At 70.1% G+C, this 12,439-nt stretch carries 14 protein-coding genes; 11 read left to right on the top strand and 3 right to left on the bottom strand.

Features of this window, described 5'->3' with window-relative positions; translation table 11 throughout:
• The 5 genes from ACFPZ3_RS29500 to ACFPZ3_RS29480 form a co-directional block, all read left to right on the top strand.
• On the top strand, positions 1-609 hold a 609-nt coding region (locus ACFPZ3_RS29500), incomplete at its 5' end, for a lysylphosphatidylglycerol synthase transmembrane domain-containing protein (protein ID WP_379517522.1).
• Positions 610-857: 248 nt separating this feature from the next.
• On the top strand, positions 858-1,760 hold the full coding sequence (locus tag ACFPZ3_RS29495) for an STAS domain-containing protein (protein WP_379517521.1): 903 nt from the start codon (positions 858-860) through the stop codon (positions 1,758-1,760).
• Positions 1,761-1,782: 22 nt separating this feature from the next.
• Positions 1,783-2,130: a hypothetical protein gene (locus tag ACFPZ3_RS29490; RefSeq protein ID WP_379517520.1), complete on the top strand. Its 348-nt coding sequence runs from the start codon at positions 1,783-1,785 to the stop codon at positions 2,128-2,130.
• A gap of 167 nt (positions 2,131-2,297) precedes the next feature.
• A complete protein-coding gene (locus ACFPZ3_RS29485; protein WP_379517519.1) occupies positions 2,298-2,552 on the top strand; it encodes a hypothetical protein in 255 nt (84 codons plus the stop codon).
• Positions 2,553-2,584: 32 nt separating this feature from the next.
• Entirely contained in the window at positions 2,585-3,163 is a 579-nt protein-coding gene (locus ACFPZ3_RS29480; protein ID WP_379517518.1) for a molybdopterin cofactor-binding domain-containing protein, read from the top strand.
• On the opposite strand, the gene ACFPZ3_RS29475 is transcribed toward ACFPZ3_RS29480, so the two are convergent.
• Positions 3,135-3,965: an oxidoreductase gene (locus ACFPZ3_RS29475; protein WP_379517517.1), complete on the bottom strand. Its 831-nt coding sequence runs from the start codon at positions 3,963-3,965 to the stop codon at positions 3,135-3,137. The genes ACFPZ3_RS29480 and ACFPZ3_RS29475 overlap by 29 nt on opposite strands.
• 122 nt (positions 3,966-4,087) lie before the next feature.
• Positions 4,088-4,654, bottom strand: coding sequence for a hypothetical protein (locus ACFPZ3_RS29470; protein ID WP_379517516.1), 567 nt, complete (start codon positions 4,652-4,654; stop codon positions 4,088-4,090).
• 461 nt (positions 4,655-5,115) lie between these two features.
• Here ACFPZ3_RS29470 and ACFPZ3_RS29465 point away from each other — a divergent pair, with 461 nt between their 5' ends.
• From ACFPZ3_RS29465 to ACFPZ3_RS29450, 4 genes are all read left to right on the top strand, one after another.
• On the top strand, positions 5,116-6,387 hold the full coding sequence (locus ACFPZ3_RS29465) for an esterase-like activity of phytase family protein (RefSeq protein ID WP_379517515.1): 1,272 nt from the start codon (positions 5,116-5,118) through the stop codon (positions 6,385-6,387).
• A gap of 108 nt (positions 6,388-6,495) precedes the next feature.
• Positions 6,496-7,584 (top strand): glycosyltransferase, encoded by a 1,089-nt coding sequence (locus tag ACFPZ3_RS29460; RefSeq protein WP_379517514.1) that lies wholly within the window; start codon positions 6,496-6,498, stop codon positions 7,582-7,584.
• Positions 7,581-8,312, top strand: a complete 732-nt coding sequence (locus ACFPZ3_RS29455; protein ID WP_379517513.1) for an SGNH/GDSL hydrolase family protein — start codon at positions 7,581-7,583, stop codon at positions 8,310-8,312. The genes ACFPZ3_RS29460 and ACFPZ3_RS29455 overlap by 4 nt, the downstream gene beginning before the upstream one ends.
• Positions 8,309-9,427 (top strand): glycosyltransferase family 4 protein, encoded by a 1,119-nt coding sequence (locus tag ACFPZ3_RS29450; RefSeq protein ID WP_379517512.1) that lies wholly within the window; start codon positions 8,309-8,311, stop codon positions 9,425-9,427. The genes ACFPZ3_RS29455 and ACFPZ3_RS29450 overlap by 4 nt, the downstream gene beginning before the upstream one ends.
• 178 nt (positions 9,428-9,605) lie before the next feature.
• Here ACFPZ3_RS29450 and ACFPZ3_RS29445 read toward each other — a convergent pair whose 3' ends face one another.
• Positions 9,606-10,541 carry a DUF5954 family protein gene (locus tag ACFPZ3_RS29445; protein ID WP_379517511.1) on the bottom strand — a complete coding sequence of 312 codons (936 nt, stop codon included), beginning with the start codon at positions 10,539-10,541 and terminating at the stop codon, positions 9,606-9,608.
• 303 nt (positions 10,542-10,844) lie between these two features.
• On the opposite strand from ACFPZ3_RS29445, the gene ACFPZ3_RS29440 reads away from it, so the two are divergent.
• Together ACFPZ3_RS29440 and ACFPZ3_RS29435 are read left to right on the top strand one after the other, a co-directional pair.
• Positions 10,845-11,663, top strand: coding sequence for an MBL fold metallo-hydrolase (locus tag ACFPZ3_RS29440; protein WP_379517510.1), 819 nt, complete (start codon positions 10,845-10,847; stop codon positions 11,661-11,663).
• Between the two features lie 162 nt (positions 11,664-11,825).
• The gene (locus ACFPZ3_RS29435; RefSeq protein ID WP_379517509.1) at positions 11,826-12,317 is read left to right on the top strand and encodes an SDR family oxidoreductase; all 492 of its coding nucleotides are present in this window, start codon (positions 11,826-11,828) and stop codon (positions 12,315-12,317) included.
• The last annotated feature ends 122 nt before the right edge of the window (positions 12,318-12,439 follow it).

The following is a 12,439-nucleotide window of genomic DNA, read 5'->3' as shown; positions in this document are numbered from 1 at the left end:
GAGCAGTTGCGCGCCGCCCGGCTCACCCCCGCACACGCCGCCGCGGCCGCCACCTACGCGCTGTTGAACTGGCTGCTGGACGTGGCCTGCCTGGCCGCCTGCGTACTGGCCGTCGGCGGCCGCGTCGGCGCCGCCGAGTTGCTGCTGGCCTTCTGCGCCGGCATGGCCGCCTCCAGCATCACGCTCATCCCGGCAGGGCTGGGCGTCATCGACAGCGCCCTCATCCTCGGCCTGCTGGCCGGCGGCGCCGACACCGCCACCGCGATCGCCGCCGTCGTGCTGTACCGGATCATCAGCTTCGGCTTCGTCATCGGCACCGGCTGGATCCTCTGGCTGATCATGCGCCGACGCGAGAGCAACGACCGCGACCCGCGAGCCAGATCAGTCGGTGGCGACACCAGAACGCCAGTGAGTCATCACTCCCCACCTGGGCCGGGCCCTGCTGGCGCCTGGACCTGCTCACCTACCAGCTCGGCGAGGCGGCCTTGGAGCCGGGAGAGCGTGAGCGCCTGGCCGCCGCGCTGGATGCGGTTGAGCAGGCGACTGCCAAGGGTGACCGCGGTCACCCTTGGCAGGGGCGCCGCCCCACACCGGGCGGGACGATCATGACGCCTGACGCGACGGCGCTGCAGCGCGTGTGGCTGTGCACCGCGGCAGTGGGTCTGGTGCGTGCCGACCGCATCGTGTCCATGACTGTGGACAACATGCGCCGTCGCGAACAGCACACCACTAGGTGAGAGCGTGCGGCTCCGCCAGAGTGTTCTTAACAGGCCGCTGCCTTCGTGCCAGGGAATGGAGGAGGATGGAACCAAGCTCTCTACCAAGAATGGTGGCTTGAGGAGCGGGGGTGCCCCAGCATGATGCAGTTTTCGGTACGGCTGGTTCCGGTTGGTGAGACCACCTTGGTGCTCGCACTGACGGGAGAGCTCGACCTGACCACCAGGCCGGTCCTGGCCGATTTTCTTGATCCGATTCCGCGGTCCCCGGTCACCTATGTGGTCGTGGCCGCCGGGGATCTGTGGTTTTGTGACGTGAATGGGCTCCACCAGCTTGTCCTCACGCACCGGGCTCTGCAGGCCAAGGGCGGCCACCTGGCCGTCGCCGAGGCCCGGCCGCCGTTGCAGCGGCTGCTCGACCTGATGGCCAGGCACGACACCCTGCCCGCCATCGCAGCGTACACCAGCATGGCCGAGGCCCTGGCGGCCACCGACGTCGAGACCTGCCAGATCGACGGCCCACCCGTTCCGATGCCCCGGCACCTGCCGCGCTTACGCGGGCTGCGCAGCGTCCATACCGCCGCCAGGCACCCGCGAGAGGCCCGGCCGCGCCGCAAGCCAGTCGATCAGTCGTCGGCCGCGACCATCACCCGGTCCCGAGCGCTGATCGTCCGTTCTCAAGCCCTGATCGTCCAGTCCCGAGCCCTGGGCGAACATGCCGCCGGCCACCGGCAGGTGTCCACCGCGCGGCTCAGCGAGGCACATGAAACCGTGAGGCGACTGGGCGATACCCGCCGACGCTGCGACGACAGCTTGACGGCTCTGCGTGCCACCCTCCTGAACGCGCGCGCGGCCATGGACGCGCGCGCAACGTCGCTGAACCCGCTTAAAGGGCTCAACCCCTCTGGCCGGGTCGGCGCCCCGCCATGTCACGTCCCCCCGCATCACGGCACATTACGAACGATGACCGGCTGGGGGACGCCAGTGACGCTCCTGATGCCGAGGCGTACGAACCGCTGCCGGGGGCTTGCATCCGGTACCTAGGTACAGGTTTACCCGTCGGGGTATGACACAGAACGTCGCCCTTGACCTGGGATGGGTTCCCTCAGCGTGCACTTTGCCCACCACCGAGCAGCCGCTGCGGGTGGCCGAGTTCGACGCCTTGTTCGCCGACGCGGTGCAAGCGGTTGTGCGGCCCGAGCCGACGCGACTGCGGCTGGAGCTAGTCTGCAGCCCAGAGCACGCCGCCCAGGCCGCCGAGCTGGCGGCCCGGGAGAACGGCTGCTGCTCCTTCTTCATCTTCACCCTGACCATCGCCGACGGCAGCCTGGTGCTAGAGGTGGCCGTCCCGGCCGAGCACGTTGAGGTGCTGGATGCGCTGAGCGAGCGCGCCGACGCGGTGGAGCCCGCGTGAGCCGCGACGGGTATCGGTCGCGGCCCGCGGCTTGGAGAGGAGGCTGGTGATGGAGCGCATCACGCGTGAGGCTCTGCTCGCGCTGCTGGAGAGCGAGCGCGTGCAGTCGGCGGAGGCCCTGCCGGTCGAGGCCTCCGCCGCCGAGGCACCTTCCTGGCGCGCGCAACATGCCCAGTCAGGTGTCGGCCGAAGTGGCCGAGCGGGTGGCGCCCGATCGGTCCGCCCCGGTGGGGGCCTACTGCTCGGGCTCGTACTGCAACCGCTCGCTGGCGAACCGAAGATCTGCCCAGGAGGGCAACCGATACTTGGAACGCGCCCGTGACGCCCTGCCCACGATCGCCGTCGACCCGGCGCCCCGTCTCGGTGACCACTTCGTCGGCACCATCCCGCAGACGATCTGCCGACAGGGCGCCCACGGCTAAAGCAAAGCCGGGCTCCAGGACAAAGTGGAGCAATGGCTGCGCTACGACGAGACCCTCATGGCCGGCATGTCCATCGGCCTCACCGTCACGCCCACCGGCAAGCACAGCCGGCAGTCCTCGGCGTCTACGACGCGGGCCGTATCATCAACCCCAGGCTCGCCGAGACCCAGGCCATCGGCGGCCTGGGCGGCGGCATCGGCATGGCCCCGCTCGAGCACACCATCACCGACCCCGCGACGGTCGCATCGTCAACGCCAACCTGGCCGACTACCTCGTTCTCACCAACGCCGACGTGCCCGACGTGGCCGCCATCTACCTCGACGGCGAAGACCGCAAAGCGGACACCCGCAGCCGAGATAGGGGGCGGAGTACAAGCAGATGTGCACCTCGTAGGAGCGCCGGGTGGCGGCATCGATCTTCCGCTTGCGCAGCAGAAACTCCATTCGGCGACCGTGAGGGTGGGATTGAGGTCTTGGCGGGTGCGGAGCGGTCCTGATCCTGGACTGCTAAGCCAACCTCGCGAGGTCAGCCTGTGCCGGAATGCGGTGTCGAGGGCTCCGGTAGGTTCCGCTGCCCATTGTCTCACCCAGAAAAGTCGGTGCTCCGGCTGATCTCCTCCCAGGCGCGGATTTCCTCGCGTTGGGTATCGAGCTCGGCTTCGACGCCGGTGATCGCATCGCTTCCCAGCAGGAGCCGGAACGGCGCCTCCGGGCCTGTGACCACCTCCACGATCGTCCGCGCCGCTCGTGCGGGATCGCCCGGCTGGCGTCCGTGGCTGGTGTCGTTCTCCTTTCGCCTGAGTCCCGCGGTCTCGGCATAGTCCGCGATGGCCGTAGGAGGCTGCCGCAAGGAGCGGCCTGCGAAGTCAGTACGGAAGGCGCCGGGCTCAACGACGACGACCCTGATCCCCAGCGGCCCGACTTCCTTGCGGAGCGCATCTGACAGACCTTCCAAGGCGAACTTGGTGGCCGCGTAATATCCCGAACCGGGCGCCGAGTAGCGGCCGGCGATCGAGGAGACGTTGACGATCGCGCCGTGCCGCCGGGCTCGCATGCCAGGAAGCACCGCCTTCGTCAGCGCCACCGGCCCGAAGAAGTTGGTGGCGAACAGCTCCGTGACATCGTCCTGCTCGCCTTCTTCGACCGCGGCGCGATAGCCGTGCCCGGCGTTGTTGACGAGCACGTCAACTCCGCCGAACCGAGCCTCGGCCTGGCTCATCGCCGCATCTATCTGCTCCTGAACCGACACGTCGAGGTCGAGGGGCAGCGCGGTCCTCGGGTACGCCGCCGCGACGTCCTGGAGCGTTCCCGCATCGCGTGCGGTCACGACGGCGTTCCAGCCTTGCTCGAGCACCGCGTGGGCCAGGTGACGACCGAGTCCTGACGAGCAACCAGTGATCAACCATGTGGGCATGTATCCGTTGTCCTTTCCATGTGTGCGCGGCGCAACTGATCGGCCACCAACGGATGATCACGACTGTAGCGGGGTAGGCACGGGCGTCCGTCTTAGGCGCGCGTGGGCCCGGCACTGGTACGTCAAGGCCAGGCTGGTCGGACCTCCTCGATCACTTGCCGTAAGAACTCGCGATCACCTGAGACGGCCAGGTAGTAGCCGTCGCGACAGGTGCTCGCACCGATCGGGTGGCGCGCGTCCAGAACGGCCCGGCCAGGGCGCCCGCAGTCGGGCACTGGCGCCAGGACCAGCATGCGCCTGCTCAGCCCGCCGAACCACAGCTGTGGTCCGACGAGCACGCCGTCGCGGACGGCGCCCGGTGGCGAGAGCCGGACGGAGCCGCCCGCGAACAGGACAAGGAAGCCGTCGACGGTGAGCGTGCCGGTCAGCTGCTCGGCCCAGGCCAGCCGCTGCTCGTACGTCACCCCGTCCGGCTCGTCCTGCAACGCCAGCCGCCAGTCACCGAACGCGAAGAGCAGCACCGGCCCGGCGGGCTCCACTCCCAGGGAGCCGGGCCACAGGGTGACGTTCGCCGTCAGCCGGCGGATCATCGGGCGGCCGGCGGCGGTCTCGGCTTCGCCGTACAGCGGGGCGGTGAGGGAGCGCAGGCTCGACGGACCGCTGACCGTACCGCTGACGTACGGCCGCACCCCAGCGCCGCCAGGTTCAGATCCGGCGGGTACGTGACCTCCGCCTGCGACCCATCAGGGAACGTGACCCGCAACCGCCCCGAACCCGTCGGATAGACGGCGTTCGGAGCCAGGCGCGCCGCGTCCCGGATGGGAGCGGCGGTCACGGGCGGGCTGGGACGTTTGTCATCGGATCCGGGCCGGACCAGCGCCCACACCAGCACAAGCGCTAGGAGAATGGACAGCGCCAGCACGATTCGCGGCATCCGGCGGGACTCGGGCGGCCCTTATTCCACGATCTCGGCTTGGGTCTCGTACGGTTCCCGCACCAGGCCAGGGTCGCTCACCGCCCACCGCGATCGCAACCCGTGCACTTGGAGAATCCGACGTCCGGCGAAGGGGCCGTTGGATCGCTTCCGTACGCGCTGAGCGTTCACCGGCGCTTCAGAGGGTGGTCGTTTGCCGACAATAGGGTTCATGGCATGTTTCGTCTCGTGAGTGCGGGCCTGGCGCTCGCCATGATCACCGTTCCCGGCACCGCCTCGGCCCCGCCGACGCGGCCGCCCGTGGTGATCAATGACGTCCACATTCCGCCCGTACCGCTGGGTGACCTGCAACGGTCCATCGCCGACGATCGTGAAGTCAAGCTGGGCGGGGTCGGCAGCGGCCTGTTCCCGGCCGACCGGCGCGGTGACTACTGGATGGTCACCGACCGGGGCCCCAACGGGCAGGTCGCGGTGGACGGGGACAAGCGCCGCACGTTCCCGATCCCGGAGTTCGCCCCGGCGATCGTGCGGGTGACCACCCGGTTCGGGGTCGAGATCAAGAAATACGTGCCGCTGGTCGGCGTCTCCGGCAAGCCGATCTCCGGGCTCAGCAACCAGACCGGCCACGATGAGGCCCCCTACACCTGGAACGGGCAGGAAGCGCTGCCGTACAACCCGAGCGGGGTGGACACCGAGGACATCGTGCGCACCTCGCGCGGCGACTTCTGGCTGGTGGAGGAGTACGGGCCGTCACTGCTGCACGTCTCCTCGCAAGGCCGGGTCCTGGCCCGGTACGTCCCCAAGGGCTTGAACCTCATTGGCGCCGACTACCCGGTCAAGGAGACGCTCCCAGCCATCCTCGCCTCCCGCCAGCAGAATCGCGGCTTCGAGGGGCTGGCCATCGACGGCGACACCCTCTATCTGGCCGTCCAGAGTCCGCTGGCCAACCCGGACAAGAAGACCGCCAAATCCTCTCGTATCGGTCGCATCCTCACCTTCAGCGTCCGCGCCGGGAGGGCGACGGGGGAGTACGCCTACCGCTTCGAGGACGTCGCCACCTTCGACCCGAAGGTGAACGGCGACCAGAGCGAGATGAAGATCTCGGGCTTGGCGCACGTGGGCGGACGCCGGTTGCTGGTGGACGAGCGTACCGACAATGTGGCGCGGATCTACGAGATCGACCTGGCCAAGGCCACCAACCTGCTGTCCGGCCCGTACGACTCGCCGTCCACCACCCCGTCCCTGGAGGCGCAGACCGACCCGGCGGCCGCCAAGGTGCCCGCCAAGTCGCTGGTCGCGGACCTGTCCGAGATCGTCCCCACCCTGCCCGGCAAGGTCGAGGGCATCGCCCTGCTCGACCCCCGCACGCTGGTGGTGGCCAACGACAACGACTTCGGGCTGGGTGAGTTCGGCGCGGACGGCCGACTGGTGGACAGCGGCGTCGCCAGCCGCATCGTCACCATCCGCCTGCCCCGCCCGCTGCGCTGACGGCCGCACCCGCAAGCTGAACGCTGGGAGAACGCGCCGGCAGCAGATTTACCAGCGGGTTCATGGTGAATTGGCCGTCAGGCCCACCTGCCCGGCAACCATCCCAGTGTGCGTATCGTCCGTCTCGCGAACTTTGTCACTCCCACGTCCGGCGGTCTGCGTACCGCCCTGCGCGAACTCGGCACCGGCTATGCGGCGGCCGGTCACGAGCCCGTACTGATCATCCCTGGTCCGGCCGAACACGACGAACGAACCGAAGCCGGGCGGATCATCACTATGCCCGGCCCCAAGGTGCCGGGCCTCGGCGGGTACCGGGTCCTCACCGACCGCCGTCGGCTGCGCCGGTTGCTGGAGGAGCTGGAGCCGGACCGGCTGGAGGTGTCCGGCCGTACGACGCTGCGCTGGACCGGCGCCTGGGCCAGGTCACGCGGCGTACGGTCAATGATGGTCTCGCACGAGAGCCTGTCCGGGCTGCTGCGGCTGTACGGTGGCCCCGCCGCGCTGGCCGACCGGCTCAACCGGGCGAGCGCGAGCCGGTTCGACACGGTGGTGTGCACGACCGGCTGGGCGGCGGCCGAGTTCGCCCGGCTCGGCACGGCGAACCTGATCCGAGTGCCGCTCGGCGTGGACCTTGAGGCGTTCGGCCCGGAACGCGCCGATCGGCGGCTGCGCGCCCCGGGCCGGGTGCTGCTGGTGCACTGCGGCCGTCTGTCGCCGGAGAAGCGGCCGGACCGCTCGATCCGCGCCTTGGCCGAGCTGCACCGTCGTGGGCTACCGGTGGAGCTGGTGGTGGCGGGGGATGGGCCGTTGCGGCCCAAGCTTGAGCGCCAGGCCGCCCACCTGGCGGTGCGCTTTCTCGGGCACGTCACAGACCGGGACAGACTGGCCGCGCTGCTGGCAACCGCGGATGTGGCGCTGGCGCCGGGACCGGTGGAGACCTTCGGGCTGGCCGCGCTGGAGGCCCTGGCCAGCGGCACCCCGGTGGTGGCCAGCCGGCACAGCGCCCTGCCCGAGGTGATCGGGCCGGCCGGGCTGGCGGTGGACGACGACCCGGCGGCGTACGCGGACGCGGTCGAACTGCTGCTGGCCGAGCCTTCGCTTCGCGCGGCGGCCCGCGCCCAGGCCGAATGCCACGGCTGGCCCGCCGCTGTCCAGGGATTCCTGCACGCCCACGGCCTGACGGGAGCGCTGCGATGATCAAGCTGGTCTGCCTGGGCGACTCGGTCACGGTGGGTCTCGGCGACTCGGTACGCGGACGCGGCTGGACCGGTCTGCTCGCCGAGTCGCTGGAGTCGGCCGAGCTGACCAACCTCGCCACCTGCGGCGCCAGGGTCGCCGACGTGGCACGCGACCAGCTCCCGCGCGCCCTGGAGCTAGGCCCGTCCATGGTCACCGTGCTGGTCGGCGTGAACGACACCCTGCGCGCCGACTTCGACCCTCACCAGATCTCCACCGTCCTGGAACATCTGCTCGACCGGTTGCACGCGGCCCGGATCACCGTACTGACCGCGACCCTGCCCGACCCGGGCCTGATGCTGCGCATCCCCGCTGTACTGCGCCGCCCGCTGGCCCGCCGGATCGGCGAAGTGAACGCGATCGTGGCGGACCTGGCAGGCCGGTACGAGACCGTACACCTCGACCTGGCCCGCAACCCCGTCCTGTACGAGCCGCGGATGTGGAGCGTCGACCGGCTGCATCCCAGCGAGCGCGGGCACCGCCGCCTGGCCCGGCTGTTCGCCGCCGAGCTGGGCGAACGCGGCCTGCCCGTGCACCTGCCCGACCCTGAGCCGACCGGCGCGGACCCGACCTTCTGGACGAGCGCGTTCTGGATGGCCACCGCGGGAACCGCTTGGGTGGCGCGGCGCTGCTGGGACTTCTTCCCCGCCTTCGCCGTGCTCGCCGCGCGAGAGATGTGGAAGACATGAGGATCGCGATCGTCACCGAATCGTTCCTGCCCCAGGTCAACGGGGTCACCAACTCGGTCTGCCGAATCCTGGACCACCTGGCCGCGACCGCGCACGACGCGATGGTGATCGCCCCCGCGCCCGCCCCCGAGGCGTACGCGGGCTTTCCTGTCCACGGGGTGCGCGGCGTCAGCCTGCCGTTCTACCGGTCGGTCACGGTCGGCTTGCCCGGCGGGCGGCTCGACGAACTGCTGGCGGACTTCCGGCCCGACGTCGTCCACCTGGCCTCGCCCGTCGTCCTCGGCGCAGCCGGGCTGGCCGCCGCGCGCAGGATCGGCGTGCCGGCGATCGCGGTGTTCCAGACCGATTCGGCGGGTTTCGCCTGTCGGTACGGCCTGCGCGGCACCGATCCGCTCATCTGGTGGTGGCTGCGCCGCCTGCACCGCCGCGCCGACCGTACCCTCGCCCCCTCTACAGCGACGCTGCGCGAGCTGGCCCGCCGCGGCGTCCCGCGCCTGGCCCTGTGGGGACGCGGCGTTGACCTGGACCTCTTCCACCCTCGCCAGCGCAGCCAGAGTCTGCACCGCCGTCTCGCCCCGCGCGGCGAGACGATCGTCGGTTACGTCGGCCGCCTGGCCGCCGAGAAGCAGCCCCACCTGCTGAGCGCGCTCACCGATTTGCCAGGAGTACGCCTGGCCGTCGTGGGAGCGGGACCGGTGGAGAAGCGGCTGCGGCGACTGCTGCCCGAGGCGGAGTTCTTCGGCCTGCGTACCGGGCCGGACCTGGCTCGCATCCTGGCATCGTTCGACGTGTTCGCGCACACCGGCGGCGACGAGACCTTCTGCCAGGCCGTGCAGGAGGCGCTGGCCAGCGGCGTACCCGTCGTCGCCCCGGCCGCCGGCGGGCCGCTCGACCTCGTACGGCCCGGCGTCAACGGCCTGCTCTACCCATGCGGCGACGCGCCCGCTCTGCGTGCCGCCGTCCGTACGCTCACCGATGACGTGGACCTGCGCGCCCACATGACCGGAGGGGCCAGAGCGACGGTAGGTGATCGGGACTGGCCGAGCGTCTGCGGCGACTTGCTGCGCCACTACCACGACGCGACAGCCGTCGCTCCTTCGATGGAGCTCGCTTGAGGCGAAGCTCGAACGGACGCTCGACCGGCCGATGGAAAATCATGGGCCGTCAACCTGATCCGGCTGGACGCTTGGTGGAACGGCCATCCACTGGAACGCAAACGCACCAACCGCCTGGCATGACTCGAACCAGCCCTGACCGCCTGAAACGAGCCAACCAGCAGAGTCCTACAGGGTGTCAGCCCTGGTCGTCGGGTTCTCCGACGAGTCCGTCGGCCTCGCGAAGTTGCTGCATCTGCAGGTCCGGAGGCGGATAGGGGTCGTGGTCGGATGGGCGGGGCGGCTCCGGGCCGTCAGCCGCGAAGTACAGGACTGTTTCGACACGGGCGATACGGAACCGGCGGTCTCGGACGACGACCTCGTCGCGACGGTTGCGTTCCAGCGCCTCGGTCGCCCGCTCGCACCCGTCCGCTGTGCCGTCGCGGCCGCGAAGATGAGAGGCGAGCGTCTCCCGGGCCCACCGCGGCGTACGGCAGACTCCGATGCACTGCTCCCAGCCCGCGCCGATTTGCTCAGCGGCCGTGAAGGTTGCCGCCAGCAGCATGAAATTCGCGTACGTCTTGGCGGCGCGTCGCGCGTCGCGATAGATGTCGGTGGGCACTGTTCCCGCCGAGGGCACCAAGGGGATACACCCCTGGCCGAGCAGGATGGCCAGCCGACCGCTGGGCACCGTGGCGTGGATGAGACGCCCCTTGTCGTCCGAGGGATGGCGCCAGTGCTCGCCCGCCGGGTCGGGGTCGGCAGGGCGGGGAGGTTTGGGGCCTTCTGGGCCGACGCAGACGAACTGATCACCGCGTACGATCCGGAACCGCCGGTCGGCGACCGTGAGCTCGTCGTGACGCTCCCAGTCAAGCTTCAACGCCGTCGCGATGTACTCCTTACTGGTGTCGGGATCCGGTTCCGCCGTACCGCGGCCGTACAGGTGCGCCCGGAGACTGTCACGTTCCTCTTGCGGCGTATGGCTGGGCATGCCGTTGGAAAGCAGCCGCCACGCCAGCTTGTCGACCTGCATCGCGTAGCCGAACACCGGGCCGGCCATCACCACATACGGATAGGCCTCGCAGACGGCGAGTTCTTCGGTATCCACGCTTTCCAGCGTGGGGAGCCCCTTCACGATGGGAAGGCTCGCACCGTCGCCGCCCCTGGCAGAACTCATCGCCACACTCCTCTGAGCGCCGAGAGGTCCAGGGTGACAATGCTGACACACAGGGTGTTCGAATACGAGTGACGGCACGGCTCCGTCCAGCTCAGCATCCTGCCGACACGGTCGCGGGGAAACCGAGACGCGAGTCGCGTACTTCTCCGATCCGCGGCTTCCCTGCGGCGAGACTCGTGACCTGTGTGTTCGCCGAGGGTTCGCGGGTTCGTCAGGCGCGGTTGGCGGTCGCGATCCGCGTCCGCGCCACGATCAAGGTATGTGGGTGCGACGATGCGGCTGACCGTGCTCGGATGCCGGGCGGGAATGCCCTCGGGTGGGGTGGCCAGCTCCGGCTACCTGGTCACCACCGGAGCGACCCGGCTGCTGCTGGACTGCGGGCCAGGCGTCGCCACCGCCCTCGGCGGTGTCGTCCGGCCGGAAAGCTTGAGCGGTGTCGTGATCAGCCACCTGCACATCGACCACTGCTACGACCTGCTGCCGCTGGGCCGCAGAATCCTGTCCGACCAGCTCACCGACCCCTTCGCCGTACATGACGTCGGCGCGTTGCGCCCGGCGATCCCGCTGTACGTGCCCGTCGGCGGCCGGGATCTGCTGCGCGCGATGGCGGCCCTGTTCCCGCTGTCGACCGCCCCCATCCTGGACCGCGTCTTCGAACTCGCCCTCGACGTGCGAGAATATCGCCCCGGCGAGGTGCTGGAGATCGGTGACTGCCACGTCGGCCTGCATGCCCTGCGTCACGCGCTGCCCAACTGCGGCTCCCGCATCCGGGGGCCCGCCGGGATTTTGGCGTACACCGGTGACACCGGGGTGACCGATGCCTTGCACGCCTTGGCCGCGGACGCCGATCTGCTGCTGGCCGAGGCCACGCTGGATCGTACCGACATCTCCCGGCACGGCCATCTCAGCGCCGCCGACGCCGCACGCGCCGCACAGGCGGCGGGAGCCGCCCAGCTCATGCTCACCCACCTGCCCGACGACAACGCCACCGGGCACGAGACCCGCAGGGCCGAGGCAAAGCTGCACTTCGACGGGCCGGTCCACATCGCCGCCCCGGGCCTGATACACGATCTCGCCTAGCAGGCCGGGTGTCGGCCGTCGCCGGCGGGATCACACTGAGGGCGGCAAGCGGCACCGACGTCCGATCCGCGCAGCGAGGCGGTGTTGAAGGTGGCGAGGTCGTCATCACCGGCCGTGACCCCGACCGGCTCAAGCAGGCGACGTTGGAGGTCGGCGCGACACATGGAGGCGTTCGACGCCGAGGACATGGCCGCGCTGGAGAGGTGCTTCTCCGGCTTGGCGCAGGTCGGCCATGTGATGGTCACGGTCGGCCGCCCGCACTACAGGCCGCCGCTGGAGATGGACGCCGACCAGGGGCGCGAGGCGATCAGCGGGCACATGGTGGTGGCGCTGGAGGTCGCCCGCCACGCCGGTCCGCGCATGCGGCCGGAGGGGACGCTGCGGCCCATGAGCGGCACCGGCTGCCGCCGTGTGGGCCACAGGCTCGGGATCGTCTCCGCCGCGACCGCCGCGCTGCCTGCGTCCACGGCCGCGCTCGCGCTGGAGCTCGCGCCGGTGCGGGTCAACCTCATCGCCGCCGGGTTCGTCGGCGACGGCGATCAGGTAGGAACCGTCCGGCAAGTCCTTCCACATCCACCATCTCGGCCAGGTCCAGGCCGCGTCCGCACATTCCTCGCGCAGTTCGTCGGGGGTGGTGGAAGAACGCGACGGTAAACCAGTGCGGATGGCCGGACACGCTGCAGTGGTAGCCGTATGCGGTTTGGAGCGGAGAGCGTAGTTGGCCATCTGAGCTGGCCGATGCAGGCTCGCCCCACATCGTCGCGACCGCCGTGGCA

Source organism: Nonomuraea insulae, assembly GCF_042656245.1.
The sequence above is the reverse complement of the archived record's forward strand: the minus strand, read 5'-3'. Positions and strand labels throughout refer to the sequence as shown.

Bases quoted from the DNA above. Each gene is read 5' to 3' on its own strand.
- ACFPZ3_RS29480 (WP_379517518.1), top strand. From the start codon at position 2,585: ATGGCTGCGCTACGACGAGACCCTCATGGCCGGCATGTCCATCGGCCT.
- ACFPZ3_RS29435 (WP_379517509.1), top strand. From the start codon at position 11,826: ATGGAGGCGTTCGACGCCGAGGACATGGCCGCGCTGGAGAGGTGCTTC.
- ACFPZ3_RS29490 (WP_379517520.1), top strand. From the start codon at position 1,783: ATGACACAGAACGTCGCCCTTGACCTGGGATGGGTTCCCTCAGCGTGC.
- ACFPZ3_RS29495 (WP_379517521.1), top strand. From the start codon at position 858: ATGATGCAGTTTTCGGTACGGCTGGTTCCGGTTGGTGAGACCACCTTG.
- ACFPZ3_RS29475 (WP_379517517.1), bottom strand. From the start codon at position 3,965: ATGCCCACATGGTTGATCACTGGTTGCTCGTCAGGACTCGGTCGTCAC.
- ACFPZ3_RS29450 (WP_379517512.1), top strand. From the start codon at position 8,309: ATGAGGATCGCGATCGTCACCGAATCGTTCCTGCCCCAGGTCAACGGG.
- ACFPZ3_RS29485 (WP_379517519.1), top strand. From the start codon at position 2,298: ATGCCCAGTCAGGTGTCGGCCGAAGTGGCCGAGCGGGTGGCGCCCGAT.
- ACFPZ3_RS29455 (WP_379517513.1), top strand. From the start codon at position 7,581: ATGATCAAGCTGGTCTGCCTGGGCGACTCGGTCACGGTGGGTCTCGGC.
- ACFPZ3_RS29465 (WP_379517515.1), top strand. From the start codon at position 5,116: ATGTTTCGTCTCGTGAGTGCGGGCCTGGCGCTCGCCATGATCACCGTT.